Origin of the sequence: Streptomyces sp. ITFR-6 (assembly GCF_031844725.1) — a bacterium.
Lineage (GTDB): Bacteria > Actinomycetota > Actinomycetes > Streptomycetales > Streptomycetaceae > Streptomyces.
Genome location: NZ_CP134612.1, coordinates 2,213,341 through 2,231,859, shown reverse-complemented (window position 1 = coordinate 2,231,859; position 18,519 = coordinate 2,213,341). Strand labels below are relative to the sequence as shown.

At 70.8% G+C, this 18,519-nt stretch carries 15 protein-coding genes; 11 read left to right on the top strand and 4 right to left on the bottom strand.

Annotated features, from left to right (window positions below):
- Nucleotides 1–63 precede the first annotated feature (63 nt).
- The 3 genes from ilvC to RLT59_RS09870 all read left to right on the top strand — a co-directional run bounded on the left by ilvC (nucleotide 64) and on the right by RLT59_RS09870 (nucleotide 3,599).
- Nucleotides 64–1,065, top strand: a complete 1,002-nt coding sequence (gene ilvC / locus RLT59_RS09880; RefSeq protein WP_311303051.1) for a ketol-acid reductoisomerase — start codon at nucleotides 64–66, stop codon at nucleotides 1,063–1,065.
- Between the two features lie 274 nt (nucleotides 1,066–1,339).
- Complete coding sequence (gene serA, locus RLT59_RS09875; RefSeq protein ID WP_311303050.1) at nucleotides 1,340–2,932, top strand: phosphoglycerate dehydrogenase; 1,593 nt, start codon at nucleotides 1,340–1,342, stop codon at nucleotides 2,930–2,932.
- A gap of 76 nt (nucleotides 2,933–3,008) precedes the next feature.
- The gene (locus tag RLT59_RS09870) at nucleotides 3,009–3,599 is read left to right on the top strand and encodes a TetR/AcrR family transcriptional regulator (protein WP_311303049.1); all 591 of its coding nucleotides are present in this window, start codon (nucleotides 3,009–3,011) and stop codon (nucleotides 3,597–3,599) included.
- Between the two features lie 186 nt (nucleotides 3,600–3,785).
- On the opposite strand, the gene RLT59_RS09865 is transcribed toward RLT59_RS09870, so the two are convergent.
- Nucleotides 3,786–4,928 carry a PucR family transcriptional regulator gene (locus RLT59_RS09865; protein WP_311303048.1) on the bottom strand — a complete coding sequence of 381 codons (1,143 nt, stop codon included), beginning with the start codon at nucleotides 4,926–4,928 and terminating at the stop codon, nucleotides 3,786–3,788.
- A 183-nt stretch (nucleotides 4,929–5,111) separates the two neighbouring features.
- Between RLT59_RS09865 and RLT59_RS09860 the strand changes: the two genes are divergently transcribed.
- Both RLT59_RS09860 and pruA read left to right on the top strand, forming a co-directional pair.
- Complete coding sequence (locus RLT59_RS09860) at nucleotides 5,112–6,092, top strand: proline dehydrogenase family protein (RefSeq protein WP_311303047.1); 981 nt, start codon at nucleotides 5,112–5,114, stop codon at nucleotides 6,090–6,092.
- Between the two features lie 38 nt (nucleotides 6,093–6,130).
- Nucleotides 6,131–7,762: an L-glutamate gamma-semialdehyde dehydrogenase gene (pruA, locus tag RLT59_RS09855; RefSeq protein ID WP_311303046.1), complete on the top strand. Its 1,632-nt coding sequence runs from the start codon at nucleotides 6,131–6,133 to the stop codon at nucleotides 7,760–7,762.
- A gap of 212 nt (nucleotides 7,763–7,974) precedes the next feature.
- On the opposite strand, the gene RLT59_RS09850 is transcribed toward pruA, so the two are convergent.
- Nucleotides 7,975–8,985, bottom strand: a complete 1,011-nt coding sequence (locus tag RLT59_RS09850; protein ID WP_311303045.1) for an NADP-dependent oxidoreductase — start codon at nucleotides 8,983–8,985, stop codon at nucleotides 7,975–7,977.
- A gap of 118 nt (nucleotides 8,986–9,103) precedes the next feature.
- On the opposite strand from RLT59_RS09850, the gene RLT59_RS09845 reads away from it, so the two are divergent.
- Both RLT59_RS09845 and RLT59_RS09840 read left to right on the top strand, forming a co-directional pair.
- The gene (locus RLT59_RS09845) at nucleotides 9,104–10,015 is read left to right on the top strand and encodes a LysR family transcriptional regulator (RefSeq protein WP_311303044.1); all 912 of its coding nucleotides are present in this window, start codon (nucleotides 9,104–9,106) and stop codon (nucleotides 10,013–10,015) included.
- Nucleotides 10,016–10,245: 230 nt separating this feature from the next.
- Complete coding sequence (locus RLT59_RS09840; RefSeq protein WP_274535172.1) at nucleotides 10,246–10,374, top strand: hypothetical protein; 129 nt, start codon at nucleotides 10,246–10,248, stop codon at nucleotides 10,372–10,374.
- Nucleotides 10,375–10,406: 32 nt separating this feature from the next.
- Here RLT59_RS09840 and RLT59_RS09835 read toward each other — a convergent pair whose 3' ends face one another.
- A complete protein-coding gene (locus RLT59_RS09835; RefSeq protein WP_311303043.1) occupies nucleotides 10,407–11,978 on the bottom strand; it encodes a purple acid phosphatase family protein in 1,572 nt (523 codons plus the stop codon).
- Between the two features lie 130 nt (nucleotides 11,979–12,108).
- Between RLT59_RS09835 and RLT59_RS09830 the strand changes: the two genes are divergently transcribed.
- Nucleotides 12,109–13,149, top strand: a complete 1,041-nt coding sequence (locus RLT59_RS09830) for a 3-isopropylmalate dehydrogenase (RefSeq protein ID WP_311303042.1) — start codon at nucleotides 12,109–12,111, stop codon at nucleotides 13,147–13,149.
- Between the two features lie 239 nt (nucleotides 13,150–13,388).
- Nucleotides 13,389–14,477, top strand: a complete 1,089-nt coding sequence (locus RLT59_RS09825; RefSeq protein ID WP_311303041.1) for a branched-chain amino acid aminotransferase — start codon at nucleotides 13,389–13,391, stop codon at nucleotides 14,475–14,477.
- A gap of 15 nt (nucleotides 14,478–14,492) precedes the next feature.
- On the opposite strand, the gene RLT59_RS09820 is transcribed toward RLT59_RS09825, so the two are convergent.
- Nucleotides 14,493–15,929, bottom strand: a complete 1,437-nt coding sequence (locus RLT59_RS09820) for a cytosine permease (protein WP_311303040.1) — start codon at nucleotides 15,927–15,929, stop codon at nucleotides 14,493–14,495.
- Nucleotides 15,930–16,086: 157 nt separating this feature from the next.
- Between RLT59_RS09820 and ureA the strand changes: the two genes are divergently transcribed.
- Together ureA and RLT59_RS09810 are read left to right on the top strand one after the other, a co-directional pair.
- Complete coding sequence (ureA, locus tag RLT59_RS09815; RefSeq protein WP_311303039.1) at nucleotides 16,087–16,785, top strand: urease subunit gamma; 699 nt, start codon at nucleotides 16,087–16,089, stop codon at nucleotides 16,783–16,785.
- Complete coding sequence (locus RLT59_RS09810) at nucleotides 16,785–18,467, top strand: urease subunit alpha (protein WP_311303038.1); 1,683 nt, start codon at nucleotides 16,785–16,787, stop codon at nucleotides 18,465–18,467. The genes ureA and RLT59_RS09810 overlap by 1 nt, the downstream gene beginning before the upstream one ends.
- Nucleotides 18,468–18,519 lie beyond the last annotated feature (52 nt).

The window sequence follows — 18,519 nt, the reverse complement described above, 5'->3', positions numbered from 1 at the left end:
ACGTAACTGACGCACCCCGCCGTACGGTGGGACGCAACACCTGCACACCAAGGAGAAGACCCAGTGGCCGAGCTGTTCTACGACGACGATGCCGACCTGTCCATCATCCAGGGCCGCAAGGTCGCGGTCCTCGGCTACGGCAGCCAGGGCCACGCCCACGCGCTGTCGCTGCGCGACTCGGGTGTCGACGTCCGTGTCGGTCTGCACGAGGGCTCGAAGTCCAAGGCCAAGGCCGAGGAGCAGGGCCTGCGCGTGGTGACGCCCGCCGAGGCGTCCGCCGAGGCCGACGTCATCATGATCCTGGTTCCGGACCCGATCCAGGCCCAGGTCTACGAGGAGTCCGTCAAGGACAACCTCAAGGACGGCGACGCGCTGTTCTTCGGCCACGGCCTGAACATCCGCTTCGACTTCATCAAGCCGCCGGCGGGCGTCGACGTCTGCATGGTCGCCCCGAAGGGCCCGGGTCACCTGGTCCGCCGCCAGTACGAGGAGGGCCGCGGCGTTCCGTGCATCGTGGCCGTCGAGCAGGACGCCACGGGCAAGGGCCTGGAGCTGGCGCTCTCGTACGCCAAGGGCATCGGCGGCACCCGCGCCGGCGTCATCAAGACCACGTTCACCGAGGAGACCGAGACCGACCTCTTCGGTGAGCAGGCAGTCCTCTGCGGTGGCACCGCCGCCCTGGTGAAGGCCGGTTTCGAGACGCTGACCGAGGCCGGTTACCAGCCGGAGATCGCGTACTTCGAGTGCCTGCACGAGCTGAAGCTCATCGTGGACCTCATGTACGAGGGCGGCCTGGAGAAGATGCGCTGGTCGATCTCCGAGACCGCCGAGTGGGGCGACTACGTCACCGGCCCGCGCATCATCACCGACGCCACCAAGGCCGAGATGAAGAAGGTCCTCGCCGAGATCCAGGACGGCACCTTCGCCAAGGCCTGGATGGCGGAGTACCACAACGGTCTGCCCAAGTACAACGAGTACAAGAAGGCCGACAGCGACCACCTGCTGGAGACCACGGGCCGTGAGCTCCGCAAGCTCATGAGCTGGGTCAACGACGACGACGCGTAACACCGATGCCTCAGGGGCGGGTTCCCGGACCCGCCCCTGAGGCATCAGCCCTGCTTCACCGCTGGAAGAGGCGGCGTCGTACGTGTGTACAAGTCGTCCAGCCTCATGTGGGTGATCCTTCCAACGGGGCGCTGTATGCGCCGTCGCGCATGACTACACTTCTTCACACATACACGCGTCAGGCCCACAGTGTCGTGCGTCTTCCACGCGGCAAGCCCCTCCACCGCCTGCGGCCGTCGGGACGGCCGTCCGCACTGGACCTGTGAGGACTCACGTGAGCTCGAAACCTGTCGTACTCATCGCTGAAGAGCTGTCGCCCGCCACGGTGGACGCCCTGGGCCCGGACTTCGAGATCCGGCACTGCAACGGCGCGGACCGCGCCGAGCTCCTCCCCGCGATCGTCGATGTCGACGCCATCCTGGTGCGCTCCGCCACCAAGGTCGACGCCGAGGCCATCGCCGCCGCGAAGAAGCTGAAGGTCGTCGCCCGCGCGGGTGTCGGTCTGGACAACGTCGATGTCTCCTCGGCCACCAAGGCCGGTGTGATGGTCGTGAACGCGCCGACCTCCAACATCGTCACCGCCGCCGAGCTCGCCTGCGGCCTGCTGGTCGCCACCGCGCGCCACATCCCCCAGGCCAACACCGCCCTCAAGAACGGCGAGTGGAAGCGCTCCAAGTACACCGGCGTCGAGCTGAGCGAGAAGACCCTCGGTGTCGTCGGCCTCGGCCGCATCGGCGTCCTGGTCGCCCAGCGCATGTCGGCCTTCGGCATGAAGATCGTCGCGTTCGACCCCTACGTGCAGCCCGCGCGTGCCGCGCAGATGGGCGTCAAGCTCCTCTCGCTGGACGAGCTGCTGGAGGTCTCCGACTTCATCACCGTGCACCTCCCCAAGACCCCGGAGACGCTCGGCCTGATCGGTGACGAGGCGCTGCACAAGGTGAAGCCCTCGGTCCGGATCGTCAACGCCGCCCGTGGTGGCATCGTCGACGAGGAGGCGCTCGCCTCCGCCCTCAAGGAGGGCCGCGTCGCCGGCGCCGGGCTCGACGTGTACACCAAGGAGCCCTGCACGGACTCCCCGCTGTTCCAGTTCGACCAGGTCGTCTGCACCCCGCACCTCGGCGCCTCCACCGACGAGGCCCAGGAGAAGGCGGGCATCGCGGTCGCCAAGTCGGTGCGCCTCGCGCTCGCCGGTGAGCTCGTACCGGACGCGGTCAACGTCCAGGGCGGCGTGATCGCGGAGGACGTCCGTCCCGGACTGCCGCTCGCCGAGAAGCTCGGCCGCATCTTCACCGCGCTCGCGGGCGAGGTCGCGGCCCGCCTCGACGTCGAGGTGTACGGCGAGATCACCCAGCACGACGTCAAGGTGCTCGAACTCTCCGCGCTCAAGGGCGTCTTCGAGGACGTCGTCGACGAGACCGTCTCGTACGTGAACGCCCCGCTGTTCGCGCAGGAGCGCGGCGTCGAGGTCCGCCTCACCACCAGCTCCGAGTCGCCCGACCACCGCAACGTGGTCACCGTGCGCGGCACACTCGCCAGCGGCGAGGAGATCGCGGTGTCCGGCACGCTGGCCGGCCCCAAGCACCTCCAGAAGATCGTCGCGATCGGGGACCACGACGTGGACCTGGCGCTGGCCGACCACATGGTCGTCCTGCGGTACGACGACCGCCCCGGTGTCGTCGGCGCGGTCGGCAAGATCCTCGGTGAGGCCGGTCTGAACATCGCGGGCATGCAGGTCTCGCGGGCCGATGTGGGCGGCGAGGCGCTGGTCGTCCTCACCGTCGACGACGACGTCCCGCCGACGGTGCTCACCGAGATCTCCGCCGAGATCGGCGCGGCCTCGGCCCGTTCGGTGAACCTCACCGACTGAGCCGTCCCGCAACCCCGTACCCGGCATCTAGACGCGTGTCTTACACAAACGTCTGCATGCCGGGTACGCTGCTGTCATGGGACATCGTGAGGATCTGCTCGAAGGCGCCAAGCGCTGCCTGCTGGAGAAGGGGTACGCCCGGACGACGGCACGCGACATCGTGGCCGCCTCCGGGACGAACCTCGCCTCCATCGGCTACCACTACGGCTCCAAGGAGGCCCTGCTCAACCTCGCCTTCATCAAGGTGACGGAGGAGTGGGGCGACGTGCTGACCAAGGAGAACGACGAGGCCGGTCAAGAGGCCTCGGCCGACGTGCCGCCCGCCCCGCTCGACCAGTTCCGCGAGACCTGGGAGCGGGTGATCGGGAGCTACGAGCAGACCCGGTCCGTCTGGCAGCTCCAGATGGAGGTCATCTCGCGGATCGACTCCGACCCCGAGCTGCAGAAGGCCCTCGCCGGCCCGCAGCGCGAGGGCCGCGACGGGCTCGCCGAGAACATGCTGGGCATCGACCCCGAGGCGGAGCCGGAGAAGGCGCGGGTGGCGGGGCTCTTCTGCCAGGCGCTGCTCGCCGGTGTCATGGTCCAGTGGCTGATGGACAGTGAATCAGCGCCCTCGGCCCAGGATCTGACGGACGGCCTGAAGGCGATCCTGGCGGGACGCGCTTAGGCGGGGGCCGTCGCGGCGGTCCTTGGCGCGGGGTTCCGTCCTCAAACGCCGGACGGGCTTGAGTGGTGCGGGTGCGGCTTTGTTCGTGGGGGGCGCCTGCCCCCGGCGGGTGGGGGGTGGTGCCCCTCCGGGGAGACTCGGAGGGACCCCGGACCCCCACCCGCCGGGCAGGCGCCCCCGCACCCCTCAGAGTCTTGCCGCCTTCAGTGCCATGTGCAGCAGCAGCCGGTCCTCGCCGTCGTTCAGGTCCAGGCCGGTGAGCTGCTGGACCCGGGAGAGCCGGTAGTACAGCGTCTGGCGGTGGATGCCCAGCTCTGCGGCGGTCCGGGACGCCTGGCCCGCGCAGTCGAGGAACACCTCCGCGGTGCGGGCCAGGTCCCGGTGCGCCGGAGTGAGCAGCGGGCGGACCGTGTGGTCGGGCGGCTGTTCGGGGGCGAGCGCGGTCAGCAGGCGGTATGGGCCGATGGCCGACCACTGGGCGACCGGGCCGAACCGGGTCTCCGCCGCTGCCGCCCGGTTCGCGGCGGACGCCTCGTGCCAGGCGTCGGCCAGCTCCGCCAGGCCCCGGCGCGGCACCGCGATCCCCGCGGTGGCGGCGGCGCCCGCGGTGGCGCGCAGCCGGTCGGCGGCGGTGAGCGCCGGGTCGAGGACCTGGGGGGAGCGGAGCCGGACGAGCGCGGCCAGCGCCGGAGTGCCTGCCGCGTCGGCGGACGGGGCGCCGGACAGGGCCGCCGTGGACGGCACCGTGCGGGCCGAGGGGGGGGCCTCCGTCCACGGGGTCACGCACACCACGGTGTGCAGCCCCTCGGCGTCCGGGCCGAGCGCCTCGCTGAGCGCGGCCACCGCCATCTCGCGCTGCCAGCCGCGCGCCGCCGTGATGACCGCGCCGAACTCCCGGGACAGGTCGGTGCCCGCCCGCGCCTCGTCGGAGAGCAGCGCGCCGATCCGGGCCGCCACCTCCATCGCCGCGTCCAGCTGCCGGTCGGTCGGGCCGGGGTCGGCGTCCAGCAGCCATACGTAGCCGAGCACCACACCCCGATGGCGTACCGGAAGGCAGATCCGGTCCCGGTTGACACCGGCCTCCGGGGCGGCCGGGATGCGGACGGGGCCGGTGGCGTGGGTGATGCCGAAGTTCTCGAACCAGGCGCGGACCGCCGGGGTCGAGCGGCGGGTCAGGATCGAGCGGGTGCGGACCGGGTCCATCGCCGTGTCGTCGTCGCTGTCGTGGGCGCCGAAGGCGACCAGGCCGAAGTCCCGGTTCTCCAGCGTCGCGGGGGTGCCGAGCAGCCCGGAGATCTCGTCGACCAGCTCCTGGTAATCGCCCTTCACCCGGCCATTCTCGCACCCCTTCAGACATATGTCTGAGATCCAGGGCGCGGGTGCGTGACAGCTGTCGATGGCCCGGCATCAGGGAGATCCATAGATTTGACGGTGGTTCTCCGTGCTGTACCGCTTATGTTCGTCATAGAGCAGCGGTACGGCTTTCGTCCGTACTTTCCGTGGAGGTGCCCCGTGCTGGGTCCCGTGATTCTCGCCGCGTCACGCAGCGACAAGATGCGCCGCTTCATCTCGGCAGCCCCGGGCACCAAGCAGGTCGTCGGCCGGTTCATCGCCGGTGAGACGGTCGAGCAGGTCGTCCCGATCATCGAGGACGCCGCCGGCAAGGGCCTCGAAGTCACCATGGACGTGGTCGGTGAGGACATCACCACGCCCGAGCAGGCCGCCGCCGCCCGCGACGCGTATCTGGAGCTCATCGGCCGCCTGAAGGACCTCGGTCTGGGCACGCGGGCCGAGATGTCCGTGAAGCTCTCCATGTTCGGCCAGTCCCTCCCGTCGCCCGCCACCACCCTCAACGGAGAGCCCTCCGGGCTCGCCCCCGCATTCCACGGCGGCCATGAGCTGGCGCTCGCCAACGTCCGCCCGGTCGTCGAGGCCGCCGCCGAAATCGGCACCACGGTCACCCTGGACGCAGAGGACCACACCACCCTCGACTCGATGTTCGCCATCCACGAGGAGCTGCGGAAGGACTACCCGCAGACCGGATGCGTCATCCAGGCCTACCTCTTCCGTACGGAGGAGGACGCGCGCCGCCTCGCCGCCGCGGGCAGCCGGGTGCGCATCGTGAAGGGCGCCTACAAGGAGCCCGCCTCCGTCGCGTACCAGGAGAAGGCCGAGATCGACAAGGCGTACGTCCGCATCCTGCGGACGCTGATGGACGGCGAGGGCTACCCGATGATCGGGTCCCACGACCCGCGTCTGATAGCCATCGCCCAGGAGCTGGGCCGCAAGGCCGGACGCAAGCTGGACGAGTACGAGTTCCAGATGCTGTACGGCATCCGCAGCGAGGAGCACATCCGGCTCGCGGCCGAGGGCCACCGGATGCGCGTCTACACCGCATACGGCACCGACTGGTACGGCTACTTCATGCGCCGCCTCGCGGAGAAGCCGGCCAACCTGCTGTTCTTCGGCCGCTCCATCCTCACCAAGGGCTGAGCCCCCTCCACCCCTCTACTGAAGGAGCAACGGAAACCATGGACGCTGTAACCCAGGTCCCCGCGCCGGTCAACGAGCCGGTCCACTCCTACGCCCCGGGCTCCCCGGAGCGCGCCCGCCTGGAGGCCAAGCTCAAGGAGCTCAGTAAGAACCCGATCGACCTGCCGATGACCATCGGCGGCGAGAAGCGGATGGGCGGCGGCGAGCGCTTCGACGTCGTGCAGCCCCACAACCACAAGTCCGTCATCGGTACGTACGCGGGCGCCACCGAGCAGGACGCGAAGGACGCGGTCGACGCCGCCCTCGCCGCCGCTCCGGCCTGGCGCGCGATGTCCTTCGACGACCGCGCGGCCATCATCCTGCGCGCCGCAGAGCTGCTCTCCGGCCCCTGGCGCGAGACGCTGGCCGCCTCCACGATGCTCGGCCAGGGCAAGACCGCCCAGCAGGCCGAGATCGACTGCCCCTGTGAGCTCGTCGACTTCTGGCGCTTCAACGTGCACTACGCGCGCCAGATCCTGGCCGAGCAGCCCCCGGCGAACTCCGCCGGCGTGTGGAATCGCATGGACCACCGCCCGCTGGAGGGCTTCGTCTACGCGATCACGCCGTTCAACTTCTCGGCCATCGCGGCCAACCTGCCCACCGCCCCCGCCCTCATGGGCAACGTCGTGGTGTGGAAGCCGTCCCCGACGCAGACGCACGCCGCCGTGCTGCTGATGCAGCTCCTGGAGGAGGCCGGTCTCCCCAAGGGCGTCATCAACCTGGTGACGGGCGACGGCATCGCCGTCTCCGAGGTGGCCCTGAACCACCGCGACCTGGCCGGTATCCACTTCACCGGCTCGACCCCCACCTTCCAGCACCTGTGGAAGACGGTCGGCAACAACATCGCCAACTACCGCACCTACCCGCGGCTCGTCGGCGAGACCGGCGGCAAGGACTTCGTCGTCGCGCACCCCTCGGCCGACCAGGCGATCCTGAAGACCGCGCTGACCCGCGGCTCCTTCGAGTACCAGGGCCAGAAGTGCTCCGCGTCCTCGCGGGCGTACGTCCCGGCCTCCATCTGGAACTCCGGTTTCAAGGAGAAGTTCGCGGCCGAGGTCGACTCCATCACCATGGGCGACGTCACGGACCTGTCGCACTTCATGGGTGCCGTCATCGACGACCGCTCGTTCGCGAAGAACAAGGCCGCCATCGACCGCGCCGCCGCCGACCCGGCGTGCACGATCATCGCGGGCGGCACGTACGACGACTCGGTGGGCTACTTCGTCCGCCCGACCGTCATCGAGTGCAGCGACCCCGAGAACGAGGTCTTCACGACCGAGTACTTCGGCCCGATCCTCGCCGTGCACGTCTACGAGGACGAGAAGTACGACGCGATGCTGGAGCAGATGGAGTCGGTCTCCGACTACGCGCTGACCGGTTCCGTCATCGCGAACGACCGCGCCGCGGCCGCGGCCACGATGGAGAAGCTGCGGTACGCCGCGGGCAACTTCTACATCAACGACAAGTCGACCGGTGCCGTCGTCGGCCAGCAGCCCTTCGGCGGTGGCCGTGCCTCGGGTACGAACGACAAGGCGGGCGCCCCGCAGAACCTCCAGCGCTGGACCCTGACCCGGGCCATCAAGGAGACGCTGGTCCCGCCGACCGAGTACGTCTACCCCCACCAGGGCTGACCGCTCTCCGGGGCGCCGCCCGCCCGGCGACCCGCCATGATTCCCGCCTCCCGACCGGTTCCCCTGCCGGCCGGGGGGCGGTTTCCGTGGGCGGGTACGGGGGTGGGGGTGCGTCCGGGGGGACGCCTTGTCCTCAATCGCCGGACGGGCTTGAATCGCGCCGGACGGCCGGCTTCGGACCGCGGCCGCGGTGAGCGCCCGCGCAGCTGGTCCTACGCTCCGGTCCGGATCAGCATCTTTCCGGTGTTCTCCCCGCGCAGCATGCCCAGGAAGCCGTCCACGGTCCGCTCGAAGCCGTCGACGACCGTGACGTCGGGGGTGATCCGGCCGCTCCGCAGGTGCGGGACGAGCAGGTCCTCCAACTCGTCCTGTGCGTCCCGGTGGTTGCGGACCAGGACGCCTTCGAGCCGCAGGCTCTTGCCCACCACGTCGTAGAGGTTGCGCGGCGCGGCAGGCGGCCGGTCCGCCGCGTGGTACTGGGCGATCGCACCGACCCAGGCGATCCGGCCGAAATCACGTACCGCCGAGATCGCGGCCTCCAGATGGTCCCCGCCGACGTTGTCGACCGCGACGTCGACCCCGTCCGGCGCCGCCTTCGCCAGGAGGTCGCGGACCGGCCCGTCGTGGTAGTCGAAGGCCGCGTCGTAGCCGAGATCCGCCGTGAGCCGGGCGACCTTCGCGGCCGAGCCGGCGCTGCCGACGATCCGGCCGGCCCCGAGCAGCCTGGCGATCCGGCCCACGGCGGTGCCGACCCCGCCCGCGGCGGCCGATACGAACAGGTCCTGGCCCGCCCGGAACTCCAGGGTGCGGGTGAGCGCCACATAGGCGGTCAGCCCCGTGCCGCCGAGGATCGAGAGGTGAGCGGTCAGCGGTACCCCTTCGTACGTGGGGAGCCCGCGGGTACCGAGGACGCCCGCGGTGACCAGGGCGTGGGTGCGCCAGCCGGACCGGTGGAACACCAGGTCGCCCTCGGTGAGGCCCGGGTCCCGGGAGGCGACGACCCGGCCGAGCGCGCGGCCCTCCAGCGGGGCGTTCAGCTCCCAGCCGCCGTCCATCTCCTCGCGGTGGTACGGGTCGACGGAGAGGTAGAGGTTCTCCACCAGCGCCTGTCCGGGGCCGGGGGCGGGGACCGGGGACTCGGCCACGGAGAAGAGGCCGGGGCTGGGGAATTTGGAAGGGCGGGCTGTCAGGTGGAAGGTGCGGGCGGTGCGGGTCGTCGTCATGGCAGCGACCTTAGGAAGGAATCCCCGGGCCCGGCAGTGGGTTGCGTCGATGGAAAGACCGTTTCCATGAACGGCTTTCATGGACCGAGCGGATCGAACGAGCAGAAGGATTCCCGCCATGACCGATCTGGCCCCGCACGAGCTGCGCATCCTTGTCGCGGTCGGAGGCGCCGGCAGCTTCTCCGGAGCGGCAGCGGCGCTCGGTATGACACAGTCGGCCGTCTCCCACGCGATCCGTACCGCCGAGGGCAGAATCGGAGCGGTGCTCTTCGACCGCGGCCGCAGGGGCGCCGAGCCCACCCCGGCGGGCGCGAGCGCCATCGCGCACGCCCGTCGTGTCCTGCGGCTGCTGGAGCTGATGGGCGAGGAGGCGCGGGCCGCGGCGGCCGGGCCTGCGGAGAGCGGCGTGATGGCTGGCCCGCTGCGGATCGCGGCCTTCCGGAGCGCCGCGCTGCATCTGCTGCCGCCCGCTCTGGAGCGGCTGCGTGACCGCCATCCGGGGATCGAGCCGGTGGTGCGCGTGGTGCGGGAGCTGGGGCGCGGCACGGCGGGCGAGGTCCTGGCGGGGCGGGCCGATCTGGGTATCGCGACGATCGGGACGAGTTCGCCCGTCCCGAAGGAGCTGGTCGGGGGAGTGCTGCTGGAGGAGCGGTACGCGCTGGCGCACCCCGCGGGCCATCCGGCACCGCGGACGCTGGCGCTGGTGGACTGGGCGGAGAGCTGCTCCTCGTACACCCGGGACTGGTGGGCCGCGCAGGACTGGCTTCCGCGGGCGACGGTGGAGGCCGAGGACGACGGGGCGGTGCTCTCGATGGTGGCCCGCGGTCTCGGGATGGCGGTCATGCCGGAGTTGTCCCTCGAGGGAGCACCGGACACGGTGGTGGTCGCCGATCTCGGACCGGACCGGCCCACCCGGTCGGTGGGCTATGTCACCACCCCTGAGCTGGCACGATCGCTCGCCGTGCGGGCCCTCATCCGGGAGCTGAGAGTGGGTACGGCCGCACCGCGGGCAAACCTCCGTCTCAGATAGTAGGAAGTCCGAGTAATTGTGGAGACAGATCGGCCGGGCTGCCCTAGCTTTGTAGAAGCCGAACGTCTCGCTGAACCAGCGACTGGCGGTCGTGAGTGCGCGCCCCGAAGCAGGCAACCCCTGCGGCGTCCGCTCCCCGCCCCTTCTGGCGCCTCGAAATCCCTGATCTCGAAATCACCTTCACGATGTTCGATCTCGAAATCCTCGCGATCTCAAGGAGTCGATCCACCATGGCCGAGACCACTGTCCGCCGCGTCCGTCACGCCCACCGCCCGACCGAGTCGGAGCGCCGCAACGCCGCCGCCGCCCTGCAGCGCGCCCTCGACCGCAGGGACAACGGCGGCTCCACCGGTCACTGATTGGGCCCCCCGGCCCGGCCGTGACCCGCTGATCAGCCCCGGCTGATCCCGAAGTGGTCGATGCGCTCGCCGGACTCGGCGAGCGCGGTGACCTTCATCCGGGCGTGCCGCCCGGCCTCCACCTCCACCGCGAGGAACGAGAAGCCGGTGTATCGCACCCGTGACCACTCGACGGTCTCGGTGGCCTTTCCGCCGCCCTTGACCACGTGATAGGTGTTCACGCTCTCCTGGTCCGTGACGTGTCCCTCGTAGCTGTCCGGTGCCGGGAAGTCGTACAGCGCCTTGCCCGCGCCGCCCGCGGTGACGTACACGATGCCGTCCCGCTTCGGGTTGGTGCGCTCACCGATGGGCACCTTGCGCTTGACGGTGTTCTTGAGAATCGCGTCGGTGCGCTCGTAGACGTGGTTGTGGCCGTTGATGACCAGGTCCACCTGGTGCTTCTCGAAGAGCGGCACCCAGGCGTCCCGCACCCCGCCGTCCGAGGCGTGCGCGTTGGTGGTGGAGAAGGCGCAGTGGTGGAAGAAGACCACCAGGAAGTCGATGTCGTGGCGGGCCCGCAGCTCGCCCAGGCGCCGGTCCAGCCAGCGGGTCTGCTTGCCGCCGCTGATGCCGAAGTTGGCGGGGATCTCGTAGGAGACGTCGTTGGCGTCGAGCGCGATCACGCCCACGTTGCCGTGCACGAAGGAGTAGGCGCCCGGCTGGTTCACCGGGTCCGGTCCGTTGTCGGGCAGGGTCCAGCGGGCGTTCTGGCCGCCGTAGCCGTCCGGCGAGTACCAGGCCTCCATGTCGTGGTTGCCGGTGGTCACCATCCACGGCACGGTCTTCGACACGGTCTCCGTCTGCGCCAGGAACTGGTCCCAGGTGCGGGCGTCATAGGTGTCGCTCGTCTGGCCGGAGCCCGAGGGGTCGGCGTAGCAGATATCACCGGCGTGCAGGTGGAAGGCCGGGTTCTGGCCCAGGATCAGCTGGTCGTTGCCGAGCGCGTGGTAGCTGACGCCCTGGTCGCCGAAGGCGGTGAAGGTGAAGTTCTGGGCGCGCGAGGGCGCGGTGGTGAAGGTGCCGAGGGTGCCCAGGTTGCGGGTGTCGGCCGGGTCGAAGCCGTCGTGGCCGACACCGTAGTAGTACGTCGTGCCGGGCTTCAGCCGCTCCAGGCCCGCGTGTACGTAGAACTGCTCGGCGGCCGCGATCTTGCCGTCGTTCAGCCGGGGCGTGGTGAGGTGGCGCACCTCGGCGTCGATCTTCCGGCTCAGCGCCCACGGCTTGAGGCCTATCCGGATGTACGGACGGCGCACGGCGAACGGGACCTGCCAGGAGACCGCCATCTGGGTCCTCGGGTCGGCGCCGTAGGCCAGGTGCCGGCCGAACGGGGCGACCAGCGAGCCGTCCACCCGGGTCGTGCTGTGCGAGGTGAGCACCGTCGGCGCGGCGTACGCGGGGGAGGCGGTGAGGGAGGTGCCGAGACCGGCACCGGCGACGGCGGCGGTCGCCACGCTCGTGCGCAGCACACCGCGACGGGTCAGCCGGCTGCGCAGGTAGTCGTGCTGCTCGGCCATGCTCATGCGGTCGGCGAGCTTCTCGGGGATTCCGAAGCGGGGGATGTCCATGGGCGACAACCTCCACCCGTTGCCTGACGGGACCCTGTCGGATGGGTGAACGGTACACGTACAACGTCCCACGTGTCCGCATGGTGGACGTGACGTGTCATGGGGTGGGACGCGCAGTAGGGTGCGGGGCATGTCTCGCAGCATCAATCTCGCAGTGATCCCCGGTGACGGTATCGGCCGGGAGGTCGTGGCCCAGGGCCTCAAGGTCCTCAACGCTGTTCTCCCGCAGGATGTGAAGCTGGAGACCAAGGAGTACGACCTCGGCGCCCAGCGCTGGCACCGCACCGGTGAAACCCTCCCGGACGCGGAGCTGGAGGCCCTCAAGGGGCACGACGCCATCCTGCTCGGCGCGATCGGTGACCCCTCCGTGCCGTCCGGCGTGCTGGAGCGCGGGCTGCTGCTGAAGCTGCGTTTCGCCTTCGACCACTTCATCAACCTGCGGCCGTCGAAGCTGTTCCCGAACACCGAGACCCCGCTGGCCGGCCGCCCGGACATCGACTTCGTCGTCGTCCGCGAGGGCACAGAGGGCCCGTACACCGGGAACGGCGGTTCGCTGCGCACCGGTACCGAGCACGAGGTCGCCACCGAGGTCAGCCTCAACACCGCCTTCGGTGTCGAGCGCGTCGTCCGTGACGCCTTCGAGCGGGCCGCCGCCCGCCCGCGCAAGAAGCTGACGCTGGTCCACAAGAACAACGTCCTCGTGTACGCGGGCCACCTGTGGAAGAACACCTTCGACAAGGTGGCGGCCGAGTACCCCCAGGTCACCACCGACTACCTGCACGTCGACGCCGCGACGATCTTCTTCGTCACCCAGCCGGAGCGCTTCGACGTCATCGTCACCGACAACCTCTTCGGTGACATCCTGACCGACCTCGCCGCGGCCGTCTCCGGCGGCATCGGCCTGGCCGCCTCCGGCAACATCAACCCGACGGGCGCCTTCCCGTCGATGTTCGAACCGGTCCACGGCTCCGCCCCCGACATCGCGGGCCAGGGCAAGGCCGACCCGACCGCGACGATCCTCTCCGTCGCCCTCCTGCTGCGCCACCTCGGCTACCGGGCCCAGGCCGTGCGCATCGAGGACGCCGTCTCCGCGGACCTCGCGGAGCGCGAGGGGACCGCCCGTACCACCGACGAGATCGGCGACGCGCTCGCGGTACGCGTAGCGGGCTGATCCGACGACTGCCTCAAAGCCGCCGGGTCCCACAGGCACCCGGCGGCTTTTCCTGTGCGGCCCCGGGTGTCACCATCGAATCCTGGACCGCACACACGTCATTTCGTGCACGGCCTCCCGCGAGAGATAATCGAACGGGGCCGTGGCTCGCCATGAAGCTCGGACGTCCTACAACCTGTCCGGCGGGAGTGGGCGTGAGTGCGGCCCTACACACACAAAACGGTGAAGGACACGTACTCATGACGACGCCCACGATCGAGCTCAAGCCCTCCTCGAACCCGCTGTCCGACGCGGAGCGCGAGGCGATCCTGGTCAAGCCCGGATTCGGCCGCTACTTCACCGATCACATGGTGACCATCAAGTGGACCGAAGGCCGCGGCTGGCACGACGCCCAGCTCGTCCCGTACGCGCCGCTGTCGATCGATCCGGCCAATATGACGCTCCACTACGGCCAGGAGATCTTCGAGGGCCTCAAGGCCTACCGCCGGCCCGACGGCTCGGTCGCCACCTTCCGCCCCGAGGCCAACGCCGCGCGCTTCCAGGCCTCCGCCCGCCGGCTCGCGATGCCCGAGCTGCCCGTCGAGACCTTCGTCGAGGCCTGCGACGCGCTGGTCCAGCAGGACGCGGCCTGGGTCCCGGCCCACGGCGGCGAGGAGTCGCTGTACCTGCGCCCGTTCATGATCGCGACCGAGGTCGGCCTCGGGGTGCGCCCGTCGAACGAGTACCTCTTCCTGGTCATCGCCTCGCCGGCCGGCGCGTACTTCCCCGGCGGTGTGAAGCCCGTCTCCATCTGGCTCTCCGAGGACCGGGTCCGCGCCGTCCCGGGCGGCATGGGCGACGCCAAGACCGGCGGCAACTACGCGGCCTCCCTGCTCGCCCAGGCCGAGGCCGCCGCCAAGGGCTGCGACCAGGTCGCCTACCTCGACGCCGTCGAGCACAAGTGGGTCGAGGAGCTCGGCGGGATGAACCTGTACTTCGTGTACGGGAACCGGATCGTCACCCCGTCCCTGACCGGCTCGCTCCTGGCCGGCATCACTCGTGACTCGCTGCTCAGGCTCGCCGCGGACCTCGGCTACGAGCCAGAGGAGAGCCGGGTCTCGATCGACCAGTGGCGCGAGGACTCCGCTGCGGGCACCCTCACCGAGGTCTTCGCCTGCGGCACCGCGGCCGTCATCACCCCCGTCGGCACCGTGAAGAGCGCGGGCGGGGAGTGGACCCAGGGCGACGGCACGCCGGGCCCGGTCACCCTCAGGCTGCGCGAGCGCCTGCTGGACATCCAGCGCGGCACCGCGGAGGACACCCACGGCTGGATGCACCGGATCGGCTGACCGGGCACGGGCCCCTCAGGGCGTGTGCTGAGCCGCCGGCCGGGCCTGTCCGCGGGCCCGGCCGGCGGCGCTGTCCGCACCCGGCCGGGTCAGCACGGCGTACGTCACCCCGCCCACCAGCCCCGACAGCACGAAGCTGCAGTCCACCCCGCCGGTCAGCGTGAGCAGCGGGCCCTCGTGGAGCGGGGTGGAGACGCCGCACAGGCCCACCGCGGCGCCGAGCGCCCAGCCGAAGGTGGCGTGCGGATGCCAGCCGGACCGGAACCAGTAGACGCCGCCCCGGGTGCCCCGGTTGTAGACCTGGAGGGCCTCCGCGTCGTACGCGCCCCGGCAGCGCCGGTGCGCGATCATCGTGATGACCGCCCAGGGCGTGCCGATCGCCGTGAGCAGCAGCACGAACGACGTCATCGCCGACTGCGCGTCCCACACGAAGTGGCCCAGGAACACGAACGCCGTGGCGACCCCGGCGACGACCAGCGTGGCCCGCGCCCGGGTGGCGCGCGGCAGGATCGCGTCCAGGTCGAGGCCCATCGAGTAGAGCATCAGCCCGGCGTTGCCCACCGAGCCCGCGGTCGCCGCGAGGAGCAGCGGGAGCAGGTACCAGGCGGGTGCGGCGGCGACCGGCGGCCCCGCGTAGTCGAGCGAGGCGCGGGCCGCGAGCGCGGTGAAGGTACCGAAGAGCTGCGGGACCAGCAGTCCGACGACCAGGGCCAGGCAGGTGGCCCGCAGTACCCGGCGCGGGTGGTGGCGGACCGGTGAGATGTACCGGGTGTGGTCCCCGAGCAGCGTGATGAAGGCGATCGGCCCGCTCAGCCCGGCGGCCACGGCGGACAGCGCCCAGGTGGGCCAGAACGAACCGAGCAGGTACGGGGTGTCCGGCGGCGCCGCCGTCGTGAGGTCCGGCGCGTAGGCGATCAGCCCGATGAGCAGCAGTACGGTCATGCCGACCGCGAGGATCTTGCTCAGGCGCAGCAGCAGCCGGTACCCGTACACCGCGCCGACGACCGTACAGGCCGCCAGGATCGCGTAGACCAGGCTGTGCGAGAGGCCGCCGGAGGGGAGTCCGGCGAGGCGGGCCAGGGTGCCCACCATCACATCGCCGCCGATCCACAGGGTGAGCGCGGTGTACCCCAGCGCGAGCAGCAGTCCGACGACGGACCCGACGAGCCGGCCGCGTACGCCGAAGGCCGCGCCGCTGGAGGTCGACAGGTTCGTCGCCGTGCGCAGCGAGACCAGGGCGAGCGGTGCGGTGACCGCCACCCCGACGGCCGTGCCGGCGACGACCGAGGTCACCGCGGGCCACAGGCCCAGCCCGAAGGAGACCGGCAGCCAGCCGAAGACGATCACGCCCAGGCAGAGGTTCGATCCGAGCAGGATCGAGACGAGGTCACGCGGGGTGCTGGTGCGCTCCGCCTCCGGGATGGTGTCGACTCCGCGCTGTTCGATCGGCATGAGGCCGCCCCTGACGTTCGACTGTTTGAGTGCTGCTCAATGTGACGCAGGTCGATGCAGCTCGTTAATGGTCTCGATATTCTGGATTATTTTCGTGAAGTGTGGAGTGCCGGACGGGTCGCAGTTAGAGTGACGTTCAAACAGGAGGTGTGGTGACGTGCGACTGACCCCGAGCGAGCGTGACCGGCTGCTGCTCTTCGGAGCCGCAGAACTCGCCCGTGCCCGCCGGGCGCGCGGGCTGAGGCTCAACGTCCCGGAGGCGACCGCGCTGGTCGCGGACACCGTCTGCGAGGCGGCCCGCGACGGGCGGCGGCTCGCGGAGGCGATAGCGGCCGCCCGTGCCGTGCTCGGCGCCGACGATGTGCTGCCGGGAGTGGCGGACGTGGTCACGGAGGTGCAGGTGGAGGCCGTCTTCGACGACGGGTCACGGCTCGCCGTGGTGACCGACCCGATCGGCGCCGGCGCCGGGACGCGGCTCGGCGACGGTGCGCCCGGCGCGTTGCTGCCCGCCCCTGAGCACGCCGGACCGGAGCCCGCGCTGCGGCTGACCGTGCGCAACACCGCGACGGTGCCGGTCAGCGTCACCTCGCACTTCCACTTCTTCGAGGCCAACCCCCGGCTCGACTTCGACCGGGCGGCCGCGTACGGGATGCGGCTGTGCGTGCCGGCCGGATCGTCGGTCCGGTTCGATCCGGGCGGCGCCGCCGAGGTCGGCCTGGTGCCGATCGGCGGTGCCCGGATCGCGATCGGCTTCGCCGGCCTGGTCGACGGTCCGCTGGACGCGCCCGGCGCGAAGGAGGAGGCCCTGCGACGCGCGGTGGCCTGCGGCTATCTCGGAGCGGAGGGCGACGCCTGATGGACCCCTACGAGTACGCGTCGGTCCACGGACCCCGCGCCGGGGACCGGGTCGTGCTGGGCGACTCCGGGCTCGTGGTGCGCGTCGAGTCGGACGCGCAGCGCCACGGCGAGGAGTTCCTGGCCGGATTCGGCAAGACCGCGCGCGACGGGCTGCACCTCAAGGCCGCCGCAGTCCGCGACACCTGCGACGTCGTCATCAGCAACGTGCTGGTCATCGATGCGGTCCAGGGCATCCGGAAGGTTTCCATCGGCATCCGTGAGGGCCGCATCCACGCGATCGGCCGGGCCGGCAACCCGGACACTCTCGACGGGGTGGACGTCGTCGTCGGCACGGGCACCACCATCGTCCCCGGTGAGGGCCTGATCGCCACGGCCGGCGCCGTCGACACCCATGTCCACCTGCTCTCGCCGCGCATCCTGGAGGCCTCGCTCTCCTCCGGGGTCACCACCGTCATCGGCCAGGAGTTCGGCCCGGTCTGGGGCGTCGGCGTCAACTCGCCGTGGGCGCTGCGGCACGCGTTCAACGCGTTCGACGCCTGGCCCGTCAACATCGGCTTCCTGGCCCGGGGTTCGTCCTCCGACCCCGCGCCGCTGGTGGAGGCGCTGGCCGAGGGCGGGGCGTCCGGCTTCAAGGTGCACGAGGACATGGGCGCCCACGCCCGCGCCCTGGACACCGCCCTGCGGGTCGCGGAGGAGCACGACGTCCAGGTCGCCCTGCACAGCGACGGGCTGAACGAATGCCTCTCCGTCGAGGACACCCTGAGCGTCCTGGACGGCCGGACGATCCACGCCTTCCACATCGAGGGCTGCGGCGGCGGACACGTACCCAACGTCCTGAAGATGGCGGGCGTCCCGAACGTCATCGGCTCGTCCACCAACCCGACGCTGCCCTTCGGCCGGGACGCGGTGGCCGAGCACTACGGGATGATCGTCTCCGTCCACGACCTCAAGACCGACCTGCCCGGCGACGCGGCCATGGCCCGGGACCGGATCAGGGCCGGGACGATGGGCGCGGAGGACGTCCTGCACGACCTCGGCGCGATCGGCATCACCTCCTCCGACGCGCAGGGCATGGGGCGCGCGGGCGAGACCGTACGCCGCACCTTCGCCATGGCCGGAAAGATGAAGGCCGAGCTGGGCCCGCTGGAGGGCGACGGCCCGCACGACGACAATGCCCGGGTGCTGCGCTACGCGGCGAAGCTGACGATCAACCCGGCCATCGCGCACGGGCTGAGCGACGAGATCGGCTCGGTCGAGGTGGGCAAGCTCGCCGACATCGTGCTCTGGAAGCCGCAGTACTTCGGCGCGAAGCCGCAGCTGGTCCTGAAGTCGGGCTTCCCCGCCTGGGGAGTGACGGGCGACCCCAACGCGGCGAGCGACACCTGTGAACCGCTCGTCCTGGGGCCGCTGTTCGGCGGGCACGGGGCGACCCCGGCCGATCTCTCGGTGGCGTTCGTGGCGAAGGCCGCGGCCGCTCTCGGCTCCGACCTGATGCCGACCCGGCGGCGCAGGGTCGCGGTACGCGGCACCCGCGGGATCGGCCCGGCGGACCTGCGCCTCAACTCTCGCACCGGAGAGGTCGGGGTGGACGGGGAAAGCGGTCTGGTGACGCTGGACGGGGCTCCGATGCGGTCCGGGCCCGCCGACTCGATCTCGCTCAACCGCCTCTACTTCCTGTAGATCCAGCACTCCACGAGTACCGCTCCGCTTCACGACACACAGCCTTCAGGAG